Raw genomic sequence first — 20,376 nt, 5'->3', positions numbered from 1 at the left:
TTCGCACACCATCCGATGACGAAGGGACATGATGACCGAGGCAGAGCGTGCACAGGCGCTTCGACGGCTGAGATCGGCCGAGCCGGTCATGCGAGCGGGGATCACCGAGTCTCCCCTCGGCGTCGAGCTCGCGGCGTCCGCTGTGCGATTCGTCGCCCTCGACGGACCGCTGGAAGAGCGCTGGCACGCCGCGCTCGCCGAACTCGACCAGTGCATCCGCCCCCTCGCCGGCAGCGCGCCGGTGCTCAACGAGGGCGGCGTCTACCACGGCTCCTGGCTCGAGAGCACCGGAACGATCAACGTCGAGGTGCTCGCACGGTTCGCGCCGCAGCTCGCCAGGGATACGCTGCTGCTGTTCGCGCAGCACCAGCGCGACGACGGGATGATCCCCTACAAGGTGACCGCGGACGGCCCCGGCTTCAGCCAGATTCAGATCGTGACGCCGCTCGCTCGAGTCGTCTGGCGCCACTTCGCCTCGACCGGGGATCGTGCGCTGCTGCAGACCATGTATCCCGTGATGGTCCGGTACGACGCGTGGCTCGCGCGGTACCGCGACACTCGCGGCACCGGAGCCGTGGAGGCGTTCTGCACCTTCGACACCGGGCATGACCTCTCTCCTCGGTTCTGGTTCGCACCCGACCGTGCGTTCCGCGGAGACGCCCGCGAGTACGACCCTGCAGCAACGGGTGTTCCGTATGCGGCCCCCGACCTCACTGCGAACGTCGCGTGCCAGCGCACCTACCTCGGCCTCATCGCGGACGAACTGGGGGAGGACGGCCAGCCGTGGCGAGATGCCGCGCAGGCGTCGCTCGACGCGCTGCATGAGCAGTGCTTCGACGAGGATGACGGCTTCTACTACGACCGTGATCGTTCTGATCGGCATGTGCGCATCCAGACCGACGTGCTGGCCCGGGTGCTGGCGTGCGAGGTCGGCGACGAGCCGTTCTTCGCTGCGAGCCTGCGCCGGTATCTGATGAACACTCGGAAGTTCCTCTCGCATTACGGCTTCACGACTGTCGCGATGGATGACCCGAGATTCGACCATGACGCTTCCCGCAACTCCTGGGGCGGGCCGGTGAACTTCCTCGCCCAGTTACGCGCTCCCGACGCCTTCGAGCGGCACGGTCACGTCGCCGAGCTCGCACTGACGGCGTCGCCGGTGCTCGCCGCACTCGCCGTCGCGGACCGTTTCCCCCAGTGCCTCGATCCATGGTCGGGTGCTCCGGGCTACACCGAGGTGTACTCGCCGTCGATCCTGTGGTTCCTCGACGCGGTGGAGCGGCACGGCGGGGTGCTCGTCCGACCGGACCGAGATCTGTGGTTCTCGGGGCTGACGCCGACCAGGCTCGACCACGGTGCCGCCGCGAAGGCCGTGGGGTACGCCAGGACCGTCGACGGCGTCGTCTGGGAGCAGGTCGCCGATGACGATCTCGTCGAGGTGCACCGCGACGGTGTGCTCGCCTTCTCGTTTCCACGCGGATGGCGTGTGGTGGCGGACAGGACGGGTGCCGTTCGAGCGGTCATCGGACTTGCAGCGCAACCCGTGGCGGGGGAGCTGAGGCTGCCGACGCTGGCGATAGCCCTGACCGTCTCACCGAATGAGCGCGTCGCGATCGACGCGGGCGCGGCCGCCGAGCGGGTCGCCGTGGAGTTCGTGGGTCCCGTCTTCGCCTGAGATGGCGGTGGCCTCTGCGCGTGGGTCAGGGCCGCAGCCGCAGTCCGTCCGCCGTCTCCTCGAGCGGGAAGAACCGGGCGCGCTCGTCGGGCGTGCGATTCGGTGTGTGCAGCGTGAGGAACAGCTGTCCGTCGGGGGCCGCGAAGATCATGCCGTGTCCGCCGTCGGCCGGCCAGATCGCCTCCGCGCTCTGCGCCCACGGGCCGTGGATCCGGCCGGACGCCGACGTCGCGACGCCCATCGCGTAGCCCGATTCGCCGAAGCTCGACCACAGCATCAACAGGCGCCCGTCGGCAGTGCGGTGCATGGACGGGCCATCGGTGACGTACACCTTCTCGAACTCGGGTCGCGGTATCGATCGTGCCCAGGGGGCATCGGAGGCGCGGAAGAGGAGAGTGGGTTCGCCGAGGGTCGTGCGCAGATCTTCGGACAGCCTCACGGCATGGATCTCACCGTCCCCGACGTCCTTCCACTCGTGGCAGAAGACGAGGTGCGGTACGCCGTCTTCGACATGCAGAGTGCCGTCAAGGCATTCCCAGTCGCGCGGGGTCAGCGGACCGTCCGACCACGGCTCGTACGGACCCTCCGGCTTCGACGAGCGCAGGGCCTGCGTGCCCCGGCGATGGCCGTCGGCAGTGAATGTCGCGAACATGTAGAAGGCATCGCGGTACGCATGCACCTCCGGTGCCCAGTACTGGGTGTGCGACCAGAAGTCCTCCGTGGGCCGGAAAGCGGGCAGCGGCCCGCGCCACTCCTCGAAGTCGGTCGTCCAGTACGTGTCGAATCCTGTCGCCGGACCGTTCCAGATGTTCGTATCGGTGCTGCCGAAGAGCCAGGATCGCTCTTCACCAGGGACGGTGAGGACGAAAGGATCGCGGATCTGGATGTCGTCGAGGCGCATGTCGAGCTCCTTGGGCGCTGGCCGGAAACGGCAGGGAGAGTCGGTCGGGGTCAGGAGAGGTCGAGGGCGATCGGGCGGGGAAGACCGCGGACCTGCACGGTCGGCCAGGCAGGATCGACGGACAGGACGTCCACGCCCTCTGCATCGATGAGCACCGTGTCTTCGGTCTTCGCGTGCGGGACCCACGGGTTCCACGCGAAGGCTCCTCCGGCGGCGACGAGTGTCGTGGTGCTCGGGTCTGCCTTGGGGTCTCTGCCGAGGTAGCCGGTGGGACCGCCCTGGTGATGCTGCCGCCATGCGGGTCGGTCGGCTGTGCCGAAGCCGTGTCGGACGTAGGCGGATGCGATGTCGCCGAGGACTTCGCGCACTTCGCGTCCGGGACGTGTCGCCGCGAAGGCATCGGCCTCGACCTCTCGGAGTGCGATCTCCGCGGTCGTCTCCGCTCCTCCGAACCGCGCCCAGCGGGTGAGACTCACGTGCAGGCCGAAGCGCCTGGCGGTGAGGACGGCCATGACGCGGTCGCCGACGGCGGCTGACGTCGGCAGCGGATGCTGGATGCCTCCGCGCGCTGCGCCGGCGACGAGTATCACCGACGGTTCAGCGCCCGTGGAGAGTACGGCATGCGCGAGATCAGCGGCAAGGTCGTACTCCGACATATCGGGTCGGCACCGCTGCAGGACATGCGTCATGGCCGCTGCGGCGTCTTGACCCAGCATCCGGTATCTTTCCCGCTCGACCGGCAGGAGCGCGGCGCGCGCCTGGCGCAGTTCCCCCGTGACGGCCGTGTCGAGAAGTGCTCCTGGCACGTGTTCCACGAGGTCGGCATACCAGGGGACGGCACGGATCTCGGCGCCGCCGATCTCTTCCGCGCCGAGTCGCTCCTCCTCGTTCTCCAATGCCGTGACCTGGGCCGTGCCGTCACGGTGGACCAGCGCGGAGAAGACGGGGAGCCCGCCGTACGGCACGCCGGTTCGTGCCCCGTCGAAATACCACGACAGGGTCTCCGGCCGAGTCAGCGCGATCGATTCGGCGCCGTGACGGTCGAGGATCCGAACGAGACGGTCGTGCTTCGCTGGACGGTCCGATGTCGGCGTCGTCGACCCAGCTTCAGCGCGAGCAAGCGAATCGTTCAGCACTGCGGCTCCTCTGCGTCGGGAAGAACTGGACGCCGCCCACACTACGCAAGAAACCGCTTTCACGCATCTTCGGACTGGATCGGTCGGTCATTGCCGAACACGACAGAGCCCGCCCGCACATGAATGTGCGGGCGGGCTCTGGGGTTGGCAGGAGATCAGTCGAGAAGACCGCTCACCAGGCTGTCGACGTCGGCGCCGATGTCGCCGCCGATGTCGTCCAGCGATAGGCCGGTGTCGTTGTCGGTCTCGACCGGTGCGTCGACGGTCGTGTCGTTGCCCGAGCCGACCGGTGCGTCAACGGGCGCCTCGACGGGCGCCTCGATCGGAGCCTCGACAGGTGCCGAGACCTCGTTGCCCGAGCCGACCGGCGCGGAGACCTCGTTGCCGGAGACTTCGTTGCCGGAGGCGACCGGGGTGTCGTTACCCGACAGGATGGCCCCGTTGCCGATGTCACTCACGACCGGCCCGTCGACGAGCGGTCCGTCAAGACCGATGTCGCCGGTGGAGGTGTCATTACCGCTGGCGAGGATCAGATCGCGGACGATGTCCTGGATCGCGTCGGTCGAGCCGGTGACGTCGGTCGAGGTCGTCGAGTCGTCGACCGAGCTAGAGCCATCATCGGCTGTAGCAGGCAGAGCGAACCCGGTGAGCGCGAGAGCCGCGACTCCGGCTCCAGCAGTGGTGAGCAATCCGAGTCGATTCTTGTTTCGCATGAGATGTCTCCTTCAGTTTCGTGACGTGAGACGTTTCGTCCCACGAGGGTTGTCCGGAACCATCGCAGAATCGGATTGCAGAAAGTTCGAACAGCCCTCGGAGAGAGGGATTCAGTAGCTCGCGCGCTCGTCGCTGTCCTGATCGGCGATCCACTCGGCGGCGAGCTTTTCGGTCGCGCGGGCGAGGATCGAGACATCGGCGGCGACGAGCACGAAGGATGCCCCGGCGTCGAGGTAGCGGCGGGCGGTCGCCGGGGCGAACGCGTTGACACCGACGGGCTTTCCCGCATCTCGCACAGTGGCGATCGTGTGTTCCACGGCGGCGATGACATCAGGATGCTCCTGTTGACCGAGCAGACCCATGGATGCTGCGAGATCGCTCGGCCCGATGAAGACCGCATCCACCCCGTCGACCTCTGCGATCGCACGCGCATTCTGCACCGCGGCATCCGTCTCGATCTGCACCGTGAGCGAGGTGATCTCGTGCGCGCGCTGCAGGTAGTCCTCGATGCGATTGAACTGCCCGGCGCGCGCGAGCGCGCTGCCGACCCCGCGGATGCCCCGGGGCGGATAGCGGGTCGCGGCAACAGCGGCCGCAGCATCCGCAGCGCTGTTGACCATCGGTACGAGCAGATTCTGCGCGCCGACGTCGAGGACCTGCTTGATCCACGTGGGATCCGCCGACGGCACGCGCACGACCGGAGTGATCGGGTACGGCGCCACGGCCTGCAGCAGCGCCAGAGTCGACTCCAGCCCGATGGGGCTGTGCTCGCCGTCGATCAGCGTCCAGTCGAGTCCCGACCCCGCGACGATCTCGGCGGCGATCGGGCTGCCGGAGCAGATCCATGCGCCCACGAGCGGACGCTCGGTCGCAACGAGCCGGTCGCGGAACGAGGGCGCGGGTTCTAGATGAATCGGCATTCGATGATTCCCATCTCTCCGTAGTCGCAGCGCACGTCGTCGCCCTTCGACACCCACATGGGCCGTGTGAACGAGCCGGCGAGGACGATCTCTCCGGCCTCGAGCCTGGCGCCGTGCTGGTGGAACTTGTTTGCCAACCACGCCACTCCGGTCGCGGGGTGCCCGAGAACGCCTGCGGCGACACCGGTCTCCTCGATCTCACCGTTGCGGGAGAGCACGCCTGGTACCCAGCGCAGATCGATCTCGTCCGGCCTCTTGTGCACATCGCCGAGCACCATCGCGCCGTAGGCGGCGTTGTCGCTGATCGTGTCGACGATCGTGCGGCCTTCCAGTTCGATGTGCGAGTTCAGCACCTCGAGAGCGGGAACCGCGTAGTCGATCGCGGCGAGAGCATCGTCGAGTGTGCAGTCCGGACCCTCAAGCGGATGCTTGAGCACGAACGCGAGCTCGACCTCGATGCGCACATTCGAGAAGTCGTCGAACGGGATGTCCGACCCTGATGCGTACACGGTGTCGTCGAACATGACGCCGTAGTCGGGCTCGGTGATCCCGGTCGCCTGCTGCATCGCCTTGGACGTCAGACCGATCTTGCGACCCACCAGCTTGCGCCCGGCAGCGAGGTTCTTGTCCCGCCAGACGCCCTGGATCGCATACGAGTCCTCGATCGTGGCATCCGGGAACCGTGAAGTGATCCGCGGGATCACGCTGTGCGTGCGATCCGCCTCTGCGAGCTCGTCCGCGATCCGCGCGATCACCGCCGCGGGCAGCGTCACAGCTGGTGCCCCAGCTTGTACTCGCCCTGCTTGTACTCGGGCATCGCAGTCTCGTCGCCCGGACGAGTGTACGAGAATCCGTCGGCGCCGATCGTGACCGCCATCTCGCTGTCGTCGGTGCGGGCGACGACCGGCTGCGGGTTGCCGTCCAGGTCGAGCACGAGCGATGCCTCGGTGTACCAGGACGGCACGACCGGGTTGCCCCACCAGTCGCGGCGCTGGTTGTCGTGCACATCCCAGGTGACGACCGGATTGTCGGGGTCGCCGGTGTAGTAGTCCTGCGTGTAGACCTCGACGCGGTGCCCGTCTGGATCGCGCAGGTACAGGTAGAACGCGTTCGAGACGCCGTGGCGGCCTGGACCGCGCTCGATCGCATCGGAGCGGCGGAGGGCACCGAGCTTGTCGCAGATCGCGAGGATGTTGTGCTTCTCGTGCGTGGCGAAGCACACGTGATGCATGCGCGGTCCGTCGCCGCCTGTCATGGCCGTGTCGTGCACGGTGGGTTTGCGCCGCATCCACGCCGCGTACACCGTGCCTGCCTCGTCCTGGATGTCCTCCGTGACGCGGAACCCCAGATCCTGCATGTACTTCACCGCGCGCGGCACGTCGGGGGTGACCTGGTTGAAGTGGTCCAGTCGGACGAGCTCGCCGGGGGTGTGCAGGTCGTAGCGCCACGACATCCGCTCGACGTGATCGGCCTGGAAGAAGAACTCGTACGGGAAGCCGAGCGGGTCGACCACGCGCACCGAGTCGCCGATGCCCTTGACGAACCCGTTCGCTTCGCGGCGAACGTCGCAGCCCAGTTCGGAGTAGAACTCGACGGCGCGGTCGAGGTCCTCTGCAGTGCGCACGCGGTACGAGAACGCCCGCACCGCGGCGATCGGACCCGCGCGCAGCACCAGGTTGTGGTGGATGAACTCCTCGGTGGAGCGCAGATAGATCGCCTCGTCGTCCTCTTCCGTGACGTACAGGCCGAGGATGTCGACGTAGAACTGGCGGGATGCCGCGAGGTCGGTGACCACGAGCTCCATGTACGCGCAGCGGAGGATGTCGGGCGGGGTGGCCTTCGGCGTCGCGACCGGGTTGTCCGTCTCGATCGGCGCCTCCTGACTGACGTAGTAGCCAGAGGAGGTCAGGGTCATGTCTTCACGATTGGTCATGTCAGCGTCCTCACTGCTTTCCAAAGACGGGGTTGTGGACCTCGCCGAGGTTGATGTGCACGGCCTGCTGGTCGGTGTAGAAGTCGATCGATCGGTAGCCGCCCTCATGGCCGAGACCAGAGGCCTTCACCCCGCCGAACGGGGTGCGGAGGTCGCGAACGTTGTTGCTGTTCAGCCACACCATGCCCGCCTCGAGATCGCTCGCGAAGTTGTGCGCGCGCTTGAGGTCGTTCGTCCAGATGTAGGCGGCGAGACCGTACTTGGTGTTGTTCGCCAGGGCGAGCGCCTCGGCATCATTCGCGAACGGCGTGATCGCGACGACGGGGCCGAAGATCTCCTCCTGGAAGATCCGGGCATCGGGAAAGACGTCGGCGAACACCGTCGGGGCGACGTAGTTGCCGGTCTCGAAGCCCTCGGGCCGTCCACCACCTGCGACCAGGCGCCCTTCGGTCTTGCCGATCTCGACGTAGCTCATGACCTTCTCGTAGTGCTCCGGGTGCACGAGAGCGCCGACTTCGGTGGTCGGGTCGTTCGGCAGACCCACCTTGACCCGCTTCGCCTGTGCGGCGTACTTCTCGACGAAGTCGTCGTAGATCGACTGCTCGACGAGGATTCGGCTTCCCGCGGTGCAGCGCTCGCCGTTGAGGGAGAACACACCGAAGATCGTGGCGTTGACCGCGGCATCCAGGTCGGCGTCCGCGAAGACCACAGCGGGCGACTTGCCACCGAGCTCCATCGACAGTCCCTTGAGGAACGGAGCGGCGTTGGCGAAGATCAGCTGGCCGGTCGAGCTCTCGCCGGTGAACGAGATGAGCGGCACATCAGGATGCTTGACGAGCGCATCGCCGGCATCCTCGCCGAGGCCGTTCACGAGGTTGAACACGCCCTTCGGCAGGCCAGCCTCCTCGAAGATCCCGGCCCACAGTGAGGCCGACAGCGGTGTGAACTCGGCCGGCTTGAGCACGACGGTGTTGCCGGTCGCGAGGGCGGGACCGAGCTTCCAGGACTCGAGCATGAACGGCGTGTTCCACGGCGTGATGAGACCGGCGACGCCGATCGGTTTGCGATTGACGTAGTTGATCTGGCGGCCGGGTACCTTGAACGTGTCATCCGCCTGAGCCACGATCAGGTCGGCGAAGAAGCGGAAGTTCTCCGCAGCGCGCCTGGCCTGACCCAGTGCCTGCGTGATCGGCAGACCGGAATCGAACGACTCGAGCTCGGCGAGGCGCTGATCGCGCGATTCGACGATGTCGGCGATGCGGTGCAGCACACGCGAGCGCTCGCGGGGGAGCATCTTCGGCCACGGCCCATCGTCGAACGCGCGCTTGGCTGCCGCGACCGCGAGGTCGATATCGGCCTTCTTGCCGGCGGATGCCGTGGTGTAGTTCTCATTCGTCACGGGGTCGAGCACATCGAACGTGTCGCCGTCGACGGAGTCGGTGAACGCGCCGTCGATGTAGTGCTGGATGTGATCGGGAAGATCAGCGGGGATGCGTGAATCAGTCATGGTTCCTCCGGTGTCAGTGGACGTGCATGCCGACGGCGTCGTCGGGGTATTTCTTCGTGAGGTAGGCGTCGAGCGTGGCCGAGTGGTGGTCGCGGGCAGCGCGCTCGATCTCGATGAGCGGCGCACCGTTCTCGATGAGGGCGACGATGTGCTCGTGCTCGCGCACCGACTCGTGCGCACGGCCCGGCACGTAACTGAACGTCGAGTCGCGCAGACGATTCAGCCGGGCCATCTCGACCGTCACCAGCTCCTGCAGCCGAGGGTTGGGGCAGGGGGCGATCAGGGCGGCATGGAACTGCTGGTTGAGCCGCGTGAAAGCCGGGGGATCGAAGTGGTCGAGGGTCTCGATCATCTTCGCGTTGATCGCGCGAGCCAGGCGCAGGTCGTCTGCGGTCAGGTGGCGCGCCGACATCGCAGTCGCGCTGCCCTCGAGGATGCTGAGCGCCTCCATGCTGTGCCGGTACTGGGTGTCGTCGACCATCGCGACCCGAGCGCCGACGTTGTGCTCGAAATGCACCAGTCCCTCGGCCTCGAGCTGACGGATCGCCTCGCGCACCGGCACGACGCTCATGTCGAGCTCGCCGGCGATGGCGCCGAGCACCAGCCGGTAGCCGGGGGTGTAGGTCTGCCCGGCGATGCGCTCCTTGATCCAGTGGTACGCCTGCTGCGATTTGCTGAGCATCTTGGTCATCCGCGGGCCTCATATTTCGCGCGCCACTCGGCGTTCAACGGGAACAGACCGTCGACCGGATGCCCCGCCTCGACCTGCGCGGCGATCCAGGCGTCCTCGTCCTCCTGCGCGAGCGCAGCATCGACGACCTCTTCGACAAGCGACGGCGGAATCACGATCACGCCGTCGCCATCGCCGACGATGATGTCGCCCGGCTGCACAGCCGCGCCGCCGCATCCGATGGTGACATCCAGCTCCCACGGCACGTGCTTGCGGCCGAGTACCGACGGGTGCGCACCCTGCGAGAAAACCGGCAGGCCGATGCGGGCGACCTCGTCGAAGTCGCGCACGCCGCCGTCGGTGACGACGCCGGCCGCGCCTCGGGCCTTCGCGCGCAGTGCGAGGATGTCGCCGAGGGTGCCGGTCGTGGCATCCTCCCGCGCCTCGATCACGATGATCTCGCCTTCGCCGACCGCATCGAACAGGCGCTTCTGCGCGTTGTATCCGCCGCCGTGGCTCTTGAAGAGGTCTTCGCGGGCCGGGATGAAGCGCAGCGTGCGCGCTGTGCCGACGATCTTCGTCCCTGCGATGTTGGCGGCGACGCCGTCGATGAAGCAGGAGTGGTGTCCGCGCTTGCGAAGCTGGGAGGAGAGGCCGGCCGTCGGTGCCTTCTCGAGCTTGGCGCGGAGGTCGGGGAAGAGTGCATGCAGGGACCCGGACCCTCCGACAGGCTCAGGGTGCGGGGACCCGGACCCTTCGACAGGCTCAGGGGCCGGTACTGAGCCGCTCCCTGAGCCTGTCGAAGGGTCGGCGGGAGTCGTGCCCCAGGCCTCGGTGCGCTGCGTGTCGTCGACGGCCGGCACCGACCCGAGAGTGTCGTCGAACGGCACGTCGCCCTGCGTGACGGTGGTCACCAGGCGTCCGGATGTCGGCGCACCCGGTGCGTTCGGGGCGTCGACCTCGACCTCGACGACGTCGCCGGGGACGATGACGGATGAACCAGTCGGCGTGCCGGTGAGGATGATGTCTCCGGTCTCGAGCGTGAAGTGCTGGGAGAGGTCGGCGACGAACTGCGCGAGCGGGAAGATGAGACCAGAGGAGTTGTCGTCCTGGCGCAACTCGCCGTTGACCCACGTGCGGACCCGGATGTCGGCGGGGTCGACGTCCCGGGCATCGATCAGGTCCGGGCCGAGCGGTGTGTATCCGTCGCCGCCCTTGGAGCGCACGTTCGAGCCCTTGTCATTCGCGCGCAGGTCGTACAGGCCGAGATCATTGGCCGCGGTGACGGATGCGACGTGCGACCAGGCGTCGTCGATGCCGACGTGGCGGGCAGGAGTGCCGATCACGAGGGCGATCTCGCCCTCGAAGGCGAGCAGCTCTGTGCCGGCCGGGCGCTCGACGGTGCCGCCGGATGCTGCGATGGAGCTTGCGACCTTGAAGAAGTAGGAGGGATCGGCGGGCCGACGGCCGCGCTGATCGGCACGGGATGCATAGCTGAGGTGAACCGCGATGATCTTGCCGGGGCGGGCGAATGAGTCCGTCACGTGAGGCGCCTCCTTGCGTCTGAAGCATCGCTCTTGTGCGATGTATTTGAAATCGTATATCATCCTGACATCGGGTGGCAAGGATCAGATCCGCACCCGGACAACGTCGTCACGCAAGGAGCTTCCATGAATGATCATCCCGGCTTCACGCCGACAGGCACCATCGCCAGCGCCGCGGATCGCCGGCGCGTCGTCTTCGCGACCGTCGTCGGCACCACCGTCGAGTGGTACGACTTCTTCATCTACGCCACGGCCGTCGGCCTGGTCTTCGGGCAGCTGTTCTTCTCTGCGCTGGGCACGAACACCGTCATCCTCGGATTCGCGACCGTGGGCATCAGCTTCCTGTTCCGCCCGCTCGGCGCCTTCCTCGCCGGCCACTTCGGCGACAAGCTCGGCCGCAAGCGCGTGCTGATGTGGACGCTGATCCTGATGGGCGCCGCCACGGCGCTGATCGGCGTGCTGCCCACCGCAGAGGTCATCGGCGTCGGCGCTCCGATCCTGCTCGTGCTGCTGCGCATCCTGCAGGGCATCTCGGCAGGTGGCGAGTGGGGCGGCGCGGTGCTCATGGCCGTCGAGCACGCGCCCAAGAAGAAGCGCGGCGTCTTCGGCGCCTCACCGCAGATCGGCGTGCCGCTCGGCCTGCTGCTCGCATCCGGCGTCATGGCGATCATGACCGCGATCGCACCGGGGGAGCAGTTCCTCGCCTGGGGATGGCGCATCCCGTTCCTGCTCAGCGTCGTGCTCATCCTGATCGGCTACTACGTACGCCGCAACGTCGAGGAGAGCCCGGTGTTCGCGGAACTCGCCGCCCGCAAGGAGAAGGCGAAGATGCCGATCGTGCAGTTGTTCCGCAAGCACGCGCTGCTCGTCCTCATCGCTGCTCTGGTCTTCGCGGGCAACAATGCCATCGGCTACATGACCACCGGAGGCTACATCCAGGGCTACACCACCGACCCCGAGGGCCCGATCGGCCTCGAACGCGGACCCGTGCTCTGGGCGGTCGCGGCATCGGCCGTCACCTGGCTGCTCTCCACGCTCCTGGCCGGATGGATCTCCGACCGCATCGGTCGCCGCAACACGTACATCGCCGGGTGGATCATGCAGCTGGGCGGTGTGGTCCTGCTCTTCCCTCTCGTCAACACCGGCGACATCGGGTCGATCTTCGCGGCTCTCGCGATCCTCACCATCGGCCTCGGCTTCACATACGGACCGCAGGCGGCGCTGTACACCGAGCTGTTCCCGGCATCCATCCGCTTCTCCGGGGTCTCGATCTCGTATGCGATCGGCGCGATCCTCGGCGGTGCGTTCGCACCCACCATCGCGGCCGCGATCGTCGCCGCAACCGGCTCGACCGAGATGGTGACGTGGTATCTGGCGGGCATGACGCTGATCGGTCTCATCGCCACGCTGCTGCTGCGCGACCGCAGCGGCATTCCGCTCGGCCCTGACCATGAGGAAGAACAAGCAGTGAGCCCGATCTACGGATTGTCGAGGGCCTGAGTATGCAGTTCCACCACCACGGCTACGTCTCACAGGACCCGCGCATCGTCGCGGCCGCAGGCACCGGCGTCGACCGCCCTGCCGACCTGCCGGACGAGATGGACGTGCTCATCGTCGGGTCAGGGCCCGCCGGCATGCTCCTCGCGGCGCAGATGTCGCAGTTCCCCGACGTCACGACACGGATCATCGAGCAGCGCGACGGACGGCTCGTGCTGGGCCAGGCCGACGGCATCCAGCCGCGCAGCGTCGAGACGTTCCAGGCTTTCGGGTTCGCCGAGCGCATCACGGCCGAGGCGTACAACATCGCGTACATGAACTTCTGGGGGCCCGATCCGGAGAACCCGGGGAACATCATCCGCACCACGCGCACCGAGGACTACGGTCTCAAGATCAGCGAGTTCCCGCATCTCATCGTGAACCAGGCGCGCGTGCTGGACTACTTCGCCGAGGCCGCAGCTCACGGCCCCGGGCGCATCGCGCCCGACTACGGTGTCGGATTCGTCGGGCTCACGGTGCACGACGACGGCGAATACCCGGTCGAGGTGCGGGTGCGATACACAGCCGGAGCGCGCGAGGGCGAGGAGCGCACCATCCGCGCCAAGTACGTCGTCGGCAGTGACGGCGCTCGCAGCGGTGTGCGCGAGGCGATCGGACGCACGCACGTCGGCGCGTTCGCCGCGCACGCCTGGGGCGTCATGGACGTGCTCGTGAACACCGACTTCCCCGATTGGCGCACCAAATGCGCGATCAACGCGCAGGCGGGCAACATCCTCCACATCCCACGCGAGGGCGGCTACCTCAGCCGGATCTACGTCGATCTCGGCGAGGTCGCCGCCGATGACAATCACCAGGTGCGGCAGACGCCGATCGAGCGCGTCATCGAGAAGGCCAATGAGATCCTGCATCCGTACTCCCTCGACGTGAAGGAAGTCGCCTGGTCGAGCGTGTACGAGGTCGGTCATCGCGTCACCGACGGCTTCGATGACACGCTGGATTCCGAGCGTGCGCCGCGGGTCTTCCTCGCCGGCGATGCCTGCCACACGCACAGCGCAAAGGCAGGGCAGGGTATGAACGTCTCGATGCAGGACGGGTTCAACCTCGGCTGGAAGCTGGGCAGCGTGCTCACAGGGCGAAGCCCCGAATCGCTGCTGTCGACGTACTCCGCCGAGCGGCAGCCGGTCGCGCAGCAACTGATCGACTTCGACCGGGAGTGGTCGTCGCTGATGGCGCGCAAGCCGGGGGAGATCTCCGACCCGCAGGAACTCGCGAACTACTACCTGGCTACCGCCGAATTCCCCTCCGGCTTCATGACGCAGTACGAACCGTCGGAGATCACCGGCGGTTCGGAGTACCAGGCGCTCGCCGCGGGGTTCCCGCTCGGGCGTCGCTTCAAATCGGCCGAGGTGGTGCGGGTGTGCGACGGCAACGTCGTGCATCTCGGGCATCACGCGAAGGCCGACGGCCGCTGGCGCGTGTATGCCTTCGCGGATGCTTCCGGTGCGCGACTCGCGGAGTGGGCCTCGGACGTCGCGCCGGTCATCGCCCGGTTCACGCCGACGGATGCTGACGCCGATGCCGTGCTCGATGTGAAGGCGATCTACCAGGATGCGTTCGAGGACATCGACATCACCGCGGTGGCGCCGCTGTTCCTGCCGAAGAGCGGCCCGCTGGGGCTGATCGACTGGGAGAAGGTGTACACCTCGGCGCCCAACGCTTGGTCGAAGACCGACATCTTCGCCGAGCGTGAACTCTCGCGCGACGGCGTGGTCGTGGTCGTGCGCCCCGACCAGTACGCAGCCGCTGTGCTGCCGCTGGATGCGGTCGCCGACCTGGACGAGTTCCTGTCCGGGGTGTTTCTGCCCGCCTGACTCGCCCTGAACGGCTCGGGGGTTCCCGGCGCTCCGTGACACGTGTCATGCGGATCAGATGACACCGGCATCCGGATTCCGCCGCGCATCGGCGCCAGGCTGGAGGCATGAGTACAGCAGCGGACACTCTGACTCCGACGAAACCCACTCGCACAGCATCCGACACGGCCGTCGCCATCACGGGACTGCGCCGATACTACGGCCTGGGCGATCGCACGGTGAGAGCCGTGGACGGACTCGACCTCAGCATCCGCCGGGGCGAGGTCGTCGCACTTCTCGGCCCGAACGGTGCGGGGAAGACGACAACGCTCGACATGCTGCTGGGGCTCACCGATCCCAGCGACGGCACTCTCTCTGTCTACGGGGAGAAGCCGGCCAAGGCCGCCAGGGCAGGCATGATCGCCGCGGTGCTGCAGACCGGTGGGCTGCTGTCGGATCTCACCGTCCGCGAGACCGTCGAGGTGATCGCATCCCTGCACGGCCGCGAAGCGCTCTCCCGCGTGCCCGACGTGCTGGCCCGCACCGACCTGGAGCCGCTCGCGCGCCGTCGTATCGCCAAGTGCTCCGGCGGCGAGCAGCAGCGGGTGAAGTTCGCGCTCGCGCTCGTCGCCGACCCCGACATCCTCGTGCTGGACGAGCCGACCGCCGGAATGGACGTCACGGCCCGCCGGCACTTCTGGAACGTCATGCGCGCCGATGCGGATGCCGGGCGCACCATCATCTTCGCCACGCACTACCTCGAGGAAGCCGAGCAGTTCGCCCGGCGCACGGTGGTGATGCACCGCGGGCGGATCGTCGCGGATGCGCCCACCGCGCAGCTGCGCGCCAACCTCGGCGGTCGCACGCTCGCGGCGACGCTTCCCGCATCGGGCGCTGACGATCTCGTGCGCCGACTGGAGGACACCGACGGCGTCACCGAGGTGCGCGTCGACGGCGGACGCATGAGCATGCGCGCCACGGACTCGGATGCCGCGGCATCCGCTCTTCTGGGCGCTGGAGCGCACGATCTCGAGATCACCGCTCCGACCCTCGAAACCGCCTTCACAGCCCTGACGGAGGACTGATCATCACCATGTCACTCTCACCCACGATGATGCGCGTCGAGGCGATGCGCCAGATCCGCAACCCGTACACCCTCGCGTTCACCCTCGGGATGCCGGTGGCGATGTACCTGCTGTTCGGCGCGAGTATGGGCTACGGCGAGATCTCTGCCGGGCACGGCAACGTCAAGTACTACGTCATGGTGTCGATGGCCGCCTACGGCACCGCCGTCGCCATGAGCTCGATCACCTCGCTCGCGGCGACCGAGGCGAAGCAGGGCTGGGGTCGGCAACTCGCGATGACGCCGCTGGGCACAGCCGGTTATGCCGTGACGAAGCTGCTGACTGCGGTCGCGTTCGCCGCGCTCGCGATGCTCGCCGTGTTCGCCGCCGGCATGCTGACCGGCGCCGAGGTCTCGGACGGCTGGCGCTGGTGGGCCTCGGCGGGGATCATCCTCGGAATCGGATTGATGTTCGGACTGTACGGACTCGGAGTCGGACTCTTCTTCAACTCCGACACGGCGGCGGCGCTGGCATCCATCTCGATGACTTTCTTCGCTTTCTTCGGGAACGTATTCATGCCGCTCGACGGCGTGATGCTCGACATCGCCCGTTTCACTCCGCTGTACGGTTTCGTGGCACTGAGTCGCTGGCCACTCACCGACGGGGTGCTCACGACCGGCCAGACCGACCCGCTGTGGATGATCGCGGCGAACATCGTGGCGTGGCTGATCGTGTTCGCCGTGCTGGTGACGGTCGGCGTCAAGCGCTCGCGCTCTCGCCGATAAGGTCGACAGCATGGCGGATGACGTGACCAGGGACGCGGCGATGGCCTCTGCGGCCGGGGCTGCTCCGGCGGCATGGGCGGCCACCGGGAACGTGGTCGGGTCGCGACGCCGCAGGCGTGGATCCGGCTCGCCGTGGGAGCGTTACGGCTGGCTGATGGCCGCCCTCTGGCTCGTGTTCCTCATCTATCCGCTGATGGCACTGCTGCGATCGGAAGCGGCGCAGATGTGGATCACCACGGGCTGGATCGCGCTCGGAGCGTTCGTCGTGATCTACGTCGCCGGCTTCATGAACGGCATGAGTTTCGGCGGCGGTGGGCTCACCACGCGGCCGAAGCCGATCCAATGGGTCGCGTTCGGCGGGATGATCGTGACTGCGGCTCTGACCATCCCCGCTGCTGGCGGCTCTGCGCTGAGCTTCCTCCCGTTCATCATGTCGTTCGCGTCGTACGGCCTGAACCGGCTCGCGCATTGGCTCACGATGGCAGTATGTGTCGCGGTCACGGCGATGGTCGTGTTCCTGACGCCGCAGGGTGCCGCCTACCTCTCGATTCTCGCGATCATCGCACTGCTGGGTGCGGTCAACACGGTCTCGACGAGTCTCATCATCAGGTCGGCCCAGGCCGAGGAGCTCGGACTCGAACTGGCCACGAGCGAAGGGCGCGAGGCGGTCGCACGTGACGTGCACGATCTGGTCGGGCACTCCCTGACCGTCGTGAGTCTGAAGGCGCAGCTCGTGCGCCGGCTCATCGACAGCGACCCGGAGCGGGCGAAAGCCGAACTCGCCGACATCGAGTCGCTCACCGCCGAGGCGATCGCCGGCGTGCGGGCGACGGTCGCGGGCGTGCGCAGCGCGGCACTCGTCGAGCAGTTGGACTCATGCCGGGACGCCCTGCATTCGGTCGATGTGACGATGCGCGTGGAGGGGGATGTCACGGCTCTCTCGCCCGCGCAATCGCTGACGGCGAGCTGGATCCTCCGCGAAGCGACGACCAACGTGCTTCGGCACGCCGGTGCGAGCACTGTCACGGTGCACATCGCGCCGGGCGGCTTCACCGTGGCCGACGACGGCTCCGGGTTCGCCGGCCGCGAGGGCAGCGGTGTGCGGGGGATGCGCGAGCGCGCCACGATCGGCGGTGCGATGTTCGACGTGCGGACAGGCGAATCCGGCGGCACTCGCGTGGAGGTGACATGGTGAGCGATGCGGAACGGATCCGTCTCGTCATCGTCGACGATCAGGCGATGCTGCGAGGTGCGCTCGCAGCGCTGCTGGACCTCGAGGAGGATCTGACCGTGGTCGGCGTCGCCGCAGACGGTGATGAAGCCGTTCAGGTAGTGGCCAGGACAGAGCCCGACGTGTGTCTGATGGACATCCAGATGCCCGGTATGGACGGGATCGCCGCGACGAGGGCGGTGCGCTCGGCGAACTTCGACACGCGCGTGCTCATCGTGACCACCTTCGCGCGGCCGGGTTATCTGCGTTCCGCCCTGGATGCCGGGGCCAGCGGATTCGTGGTGAAGGATGCCCCCGCCGAGCAGCTCGCCGACGCGGTGCGCCGAGTGCACGCCGGGATGCGGGTCGTCGATTCCGCTCTGGCCGAGGCGAGTCTGTTCGATGGCGCGAACCCGCTCAGCGAGCGCGAGCAGCAGGTGCTGCGACTCGCCGCAGACGGGCGCAGCGCAGCGGCGGTCGCATCCGAGATCTTCCTGTCAGCGGGAACCGTGCGCAACAACCTCTCGGCGGCGATCGGCAAGGTCGGAGCGGCGAACAGGGCGCAGGCGGTGCGGATCGCGCAGGACAAGGGCTGGATCTGAGTCGGCATCTGGTCGATGTCCGTGCCCGCGCGTAGCGTGATTCCTGACGGGCGCCGATGCCCGTCAGGAGGAGTGCACGATGGATTGGAAGATCGAACTCATCTTCGTGCCGGTCACCGATGTCGACCGCGCGAAGGACTTCTACGTGAAGATCGGCTTCAACGCCGATCACGATCAGGTGCCGTCCGAGGGGCTGCGATTCGTGCAGATGACACCCCCGGGATCAGCGTGCTCGATCGCGTTCGGAACCGGCCTCGGCGTCGACCTCGAACCGGGCGAGCAGAACACGATCCAGGTCGTGGTGGCAGACGCGGATGCGGCGCTGGCGCAACTGCGAGACGCCGGGGTCAAAGCGAGCGGCGTCGACGAGCAGGCCTGGGGGCGGTTCGTCACGTTCGACGACCCTGACGGCAACACCTGGACCCTGCAGCAGCTGCCCGACTACAGCGCCGCCGGCTGACGCGCGCTGCGGGCGAACCCCTTTCATGCGCGCTTTTTCGGGAATACCTTGTCCTTGACGGGCGCTGTGTCCTGAGCACGTCGCGCCGTCCGTGACGGCAGATGGGTGCGCGTATGGAAGGTCTCGAGATCACGGTCCTGCTGGGACTGACGATTCTGGTGGGGACGATGCTCGCGCCGAGGGTGCGACTGGCGCTTCCGCTCGTCCTCGTCGTGTTCGGCCTGCTGCTCGGATTCGTGCCGGCGCTGCGCGAGGTGCAGCTGCCGCCCGAGACCGTGCTGCTGCTCTTCCTGCCCGTGATGCTGTTCTGGGAGAGCCTCACGACGTCGCTGCGCTCGATCCGCCGAGACTTCCGCTACATCCTGCCCATGAGCACGCTGCTCGTCGTCGCTTCGGCGTTCGCGGTGGCGGGTGTCGCAGTGCTGTTCGGGTTGCCGTGGGAGATCGCTCTCATCCTCGGTGCAGCAGTGGCCCCGCCGGACGCCACCGCCGTCGCTGCGCTCGGTCGACTGCTGCCGCGGCGCGCCTTCATGAAGTTGAAGGCCGAGAGCCTCACCAACGACGGCACCGCTCTCGTGCTCTACGCGATCGCGGTGTCGTTGGCGGTCGGCGGCAACATCACGCCGCTCTCCGTCACCTGGATGGTCGTCGTGTCGTACCTCGGCGGCATCGCGGTCGGCGTGCTCGTCGCAGCCGCCGGCTGGCTTCTGCTGCGACGCATGCGGGCCACGATCACCATCAACGTGACGATGCTGCTCGTTCCCTTCGTGGCGTTCCTCCTTGCCGAGTTGATCCACGCTTCGGGCGTGCTCGCCGTCGTCGTCGCCGGACTCATCGCTGCCTACCTCGGGCCTCGGATCACCACGGCCGCCTCGCGGCGTCAAGCCGAATCGGTGTGGCCCTTCGGCGTCTTCCTGCTCAACGGCGCACTGTTCGTGCTGATCGGCCTCGAGGTGCAGTGGGTGGTGCACCAGACGTCACTGCGCATGATCGGCTGGCTGGTTCTCGCCACGGTCGCGGTGTGGGCGACGCTGTTGGTCGTGCGCTTCGGGTTCCAATTGCTGTCTGTGCCCTTCCAGCGCCTCGGCGGAGGCGGTGCTGCTGCTGCGCACCCTCGAGGTCTGCGTACGCGCGCGCAGATCGTCAGCACGGTCGCAGGCATGCGCGGCGCCATATCGCTTGCGATCGCTCTCTCTGTCCCGGTGACGGCGACCGACGGCTCGACGATGACGGGACGCGACGAGATCATCTTCGTCACTGCCGGTGTGATCCTGCTCAGCCTGCTGGTGCAGGGCCCGTTGCTGCCCGCTGTCGTGCGCTGGGCCGGTTTCCCGGTCGACCACGCCGCAGATGAGGAGTACGAACTCGCCGAGCGTGCGATCACCGGTGCAGCGATGGCTGCTCTCGACACACTCGCCTCCGAGCACGAGATCAGCCCCGAGGTCCGCGATCGCGTGCGTCGCGACGGGTACGAGATGCTCGAGCTCGCAAACGCTCGCGCGATGGCGAGAGAACGCGCGCTGATCGACGTCGAGGTGGGGGCGATGGAGGATCTGCTGGATGCACCGGACCCGCTCGCGGCAGGTGCGGGGGATGCGACCTCTGATGGGCTCGGGGGAGTCAGCATGTCGCCTGACACCAGCATGTCGCCCGACACTCCGAGTGGCAGGACGCTGCAGATGGTCGCGACCTCTGCTGATGTCGATATGCTGCAGCGTTCGCCGATCATCAGGCACGAGGAGTATGCCCGGCTCAAGCTCGCCGTGCTCGAGCACGAACGTGAGGTGCTGCACGGATTGAGGCGTGCGGGGACGGTCGACGACCTCATCGTGCGCAACATCTCGGCACGGCTTGATCTCGAACAGCTGCGCGTGCAGGGTATCGAGCCGGTCGACTGAGTCGATGAAT

18 protein-coding genes are annotated in these 20,376 nt (G+C 67.3%); 9 read left to right on the top strand and 9 right to left on the bottom strand.

Translation table 11 applies throughout. The annotated features are described in order from the left end of the window. Positions 1 to 28: 28 nt before the first annotated feature. Positions 29 to 1,675, top strand: coding sequence for an MGH1-like glycoside hydrolase domain-containing protein (locus JF52_RS0102525; RefSeq protein WP_052166693.1), 1,647 nt, complete (start codon positions 29 to 31; stop codon positions 1,673 to 1,675). A 25-nt stretch (positions 1,676 to 1,700) separates the two neighbouring features. Here the strand turns inward: JF52_RS0102525 and JF52_RS0102520 are convergent, their stop codons facing one another. The 9 genes from JF52_RS0102520 to JF52_RS0102480 form a co-directional block, all read right to left on the bottom strand. Then, positions 1,701 to 2,576, bottom strand: coding sequence for a glycoside hydrolase family 43 protein (locus JF52_RS0102520; protein ID WP_033104908.1), 876 nt, complete (start codon positions 2,574 to 2,576; stop codon positions 1,701 to 1,703). A gap of 50 nt (positions 2,577 to 2,626) precedes the next feature. Beyond that, on the bottom strand, positions 2,627 to 3,712 hold the full coding sequence (locus tag JF52_RS0102515; protein ID WP_052166692.1) for a M24 family metallopeptidase: 1,086 nt from the start codon (positions 3,710 to 3,712) through the stop codon (positions 2,627 to 2,629). Positions 3,713 to 3,867: 155 nt separating this feature from the next. Continuing rightward, complete coding sequence (locus JF52_RS17400; protein WP_033104907.1) at positions 3,868 to 4,425, bottom strand: hypothetical protein; 558 nt, start codon at positions 4,423 to 4,425, stop codon at positions 3,868 to 3,870. Between the two features lie 111 nt (positions 4,426 to 4,536). Next, entirely contained in the window at positions 4,537 to 5,346 is an 810-nt protein-coding gene (locus JF52_RS0102505; protein ID WP_033104906.1) for an HpcH/HpaI aldolase family protein, read from the bottom strand. Then, positions 5,331 to 6,113, bottom strand: coding sequence for a 2-keto-4-pentenoate hydratase (locus JF52_RS0102500; RefSeq protein WP_033106214.1), 783 nt, complete (start codon positions 6,111 to 6,113; stop codon positions 5,331 to 5,333). The genes JF52_RS0102505 and JF52_RS0102500 overlap by 16 nt, the downstream gene beginning before the upstream one ends. A gap of 2 nt (positions 6,114 to 6,115) precedes the next feature. Next, positions 6,116 to 7,279: a 3,4-dihydroxyphenylacetate 2,3-dioxygenase gene (gene hpaD / locus JF52_RS0102495; protein WP_033104905.1), complete on the bottom strand. Its 1,164-nt coding sequence runs from the start codon at positions 7,277 to 7,279 to the stop codon at positions 6,116 to 6,118. A gap of 10 nt (positions 7,280 to 7,289) precedes the next feature. Then, positions 7,290 to 8,786 carry a 5-carboxymethyl-2-hydroxymuconate semialdehyde dehydrogenase gene (hpaE, locus tag JF52_RS0102490; protein WP_033104904.1) on the bottom strand — a complete coding sequence of 499 codons (1,497 nt, stop codon included), beginning with the start codon at positions 8,784 to 8,786 and terminating at the stop codon, positions 7,290 to 7,292. A gap of 13 nt (positions 8,787 to 8,799) precedes the next feature. Next, positions 8,800 to 9,477: a GntR family transcriptional regulator gene (locus JF52_RS0102485; RefSeq protein WP_033104903.1), complete on the bottom strand. Its 678-nt coding sequence runs from the start codon at positions 9,475 to 9,477 to the stop codon at positions 8,800 to 8,802. Continuing rightward, positions 9,474 to 11,000: a fumarylacetoacetate hydrolase family protein gene (locus tag JF52_RS0102480; protein ID WP_033104902.1), complete on the bottom strand. Its 1,527-nt coding sequence runs from the start codon at positions 10,998 to 11,000 to the stop codon at positions 9,474 to 9,476. Before JF52_RS0102480 ends, JF52_RS0102485 begins: the two co-directional genes overlap by 4 nt. Positions 11,001 to 11,126: 126 nt before the next feature. On the opposite strand from JF52_RS0102480, the gene JF52_RS0102475 reads away from it, so the two are divergent. The 8 genes from JF52_RS0102475 (at position 11,127) to JF52_RS0102440 (ending at position 20,366) form a co-directional block, all read left to right on the top strand. After that, positions 11,127 to 12,500 carry an MFS transporter gene (locus JF52_RS0102475; RefSeq protein WP_033104901.1) on the top strand — a complete coding sequence of 458 codons (1,374 nt, stop codon included), beginning with the start codon at positions 11,127 to 11,129 and terminating at the stop codon, positions 12,498 to 12,500. 2 nt (positions 12,501 to 12,502) lie between these two features. Continuing rightward, positions 12,503 to 14,368: an FAD-dependent monooxygenase gene (locus JF52_RS0102470; RefSeq protein ID WP_033104900.1), complete on the top strand. Its 1,866-nt coding sequence runs from the start codon at positions 12,503 to 12,505 to the stop codon at positions 14,366 to 14,368. A 107-nt stretch (positions 14,369 to 14,475) separates the two neighbouring features. Beyond that, positions 14,476 to 15,432 carry an ABC transporter ATP-binding protein gene (locus tag JF52_RS0102465; protein ID WP_052166691.1) on the top strand — a complete coding sequence of 319 codons (957 nt, stop codon included), beginning with the start codon at positions 14,476 to 14,478 and terminating at the stop codon, positions 15,430 to 15,432. A gap of 8 nt (positions 15,433 to 15,440) precedes the next feature. Beyond that, entirely contained in the window at positions 15,441 to 16,196 is a 756-nt protein-coding gene (locus JF52_RS0102460) for an ABC transporter permease (protein WP_033104899.1), read from the top strand. Between the two features lie 10 nt (positions 16,197 to 16,206). Next, positions 16,207 to 17,391, top strand: coding sequence for a sensor histidine kinase (locus JF52_RS0102455; RefSeq protein WP_084595489.1), 1,185 nt, complete (start codon positions 16,207 to 16,209; stop codon positions 17,389 to 17,391). Continuing rightward, positions 17,385 to 18,008 carry a response regulator transcription factor gene (locus JF52_RS0102450; protein ID WP_033104898.1) on the top strand — a complete coding sequence of 208 codons (624 nt, stop codon included), beginning with the start codon at positions 17,385 to 17,387 and terminating at the stop codon, positions 18,006 to 18,008. Before JF52_RS0102455 ends, JF52_RS0102450 begins: the two co-directional genes overlap by 7 nt. A gap of 79 nt (positions 18,009 to 18,087) precedes the next feature. After that, a complete protein-coding gene (locus tag JF52_RS0102445; protein ID WP_033104897.1) occupies positions 18,088 to 18,468 on the top strand; it encodes a VOC family protein in 381 nt (126 codons plus the stop codon). Between the two features lie 113 nt (positions 18,469 to 18,581). After that, positions 18,582 to 20,366: a Na+/H+ antiporter gene (locus JF52_RS0102440; protein ID WP_033104896.1), complete on the top strand. Its 1,785-nt coding sequence runs from the start codon at positions 18,582 to 18,584 to the stop codon at positions 20,364 to 20,366. Positions 20,367 to 20,376 lie beyond the last annotated feature (10 nt).

This window comes from Microbacterium profundi (assembly GCF_000763375.1).
Classification (GTDB): Bacteria; Actinomycetota; Actinomycetes; order Actinomycetales; family Microbacteriaceae; genus Microbacterium; species Microbacterium profundi.
Note: the sequence above shows the minus strand (reverse complement) of the source record. Positions and strands in the feature narration are given on the sequence as shown.

Coding starts and splice junctions, on each gene's coding strand:
- JF52_RS17400 (WP_033104907.1), bottom strand. CDS start 4,425: ATGCGAAACAAGAATCGACTCGGATTGCTCACCACTGCTGGAGCCGGA.
- JF52_RS0102470 (WP_033104900.1), top strand. CDS start 12,503: ATGCAGTTCCACCACCACGGCTACGTCTCACAGGACCCGCGCATCGTC.
- JF52_RS0102460 (WP_033104899.1), top strand. CDS start 15,441: ATGTCACTCTCACCCACGATGATGCGCGTCGAGGCGATGCGCCAGATC.
- JF52_RS0102440 (WP_033104896.1), top strand. CDS start 18,582: ATGGAAGGTCTCGAGATCACGGTCCTGCTGGGACTGACGATTCTGGTG.
- hpaD (WP_033104905.1), bottom strand. CDS start 7,279: ATGACCAATCGTGAAGACATGACCCTGACCTCCTCTGGCTACTACGTC.
- JF52_RS0102455 (WP_084595489.1), top strand. CDS start 16,207: ATGGCGGATGACGTGACCAGGGACGCGGCGATGGCCTCTGCGGCCGGG.
- JF52_RS0102485 (WP_033104903.1), bottom strand. CDS start 9,477: ATGACCAAGATGCTCAGCAAATCGCAGCAGGCGTACCACTGGATCAAG.
- JF52_RS0102465 (WP_052166691.1), top strand. CDS start 14,476: ATGAGTACAGCAGCGGACACTCTGACTCCGACGAAACCCACTCGCACA.
- JF52_RS0102450 (WP_033104898.1), top strand. CDS start 17,385: ATGGTGAGCGATGCGGAACGGATCCGTCTCGTCATCGTCGACGATCAG.
- JF52_RS0102520 (WP_033104908.1), bottom strand. CDS start 2,576: ATGCGCCTCGACGACATCCAGATCCGCGATCCTTTCGTCCTCACCGTC.
- JF52_RS0102505 (WP_033104906.1), bottom strand. CDS start 5,346: ATGCCGATTCATCTAGAACCCGCGCCCTCGTTCCGCGACCGGCTCGTT.
- hpaE (WP_033104904.1), bottom strand. CDS start 8,786: ATGACTGATTCACGCATCCCCGCTGATCTTCCCGATCACATCCAGCAC.
- JF52_RS0102445 (WP_033104897.1), top strand. CDS start 18,088: ATGGATTGGAAGATCGAACTCATCTTCGTGCCGGTCACCGATGTCGAC.
- JF52_RS0102475 (WP_033104901.1), top strand. CDS start 11,127: ATGAATGATCATCCCGGCTTCACGCCGACAGGCACCATCGCCAGCGCC.
- JF52_RS0102525 (WP_052166693.1), top strand. CDS start 29: ATGATGACCGAGGCAGAGCGTGCACAGGCGCTTCGACGGCTGAGATCG.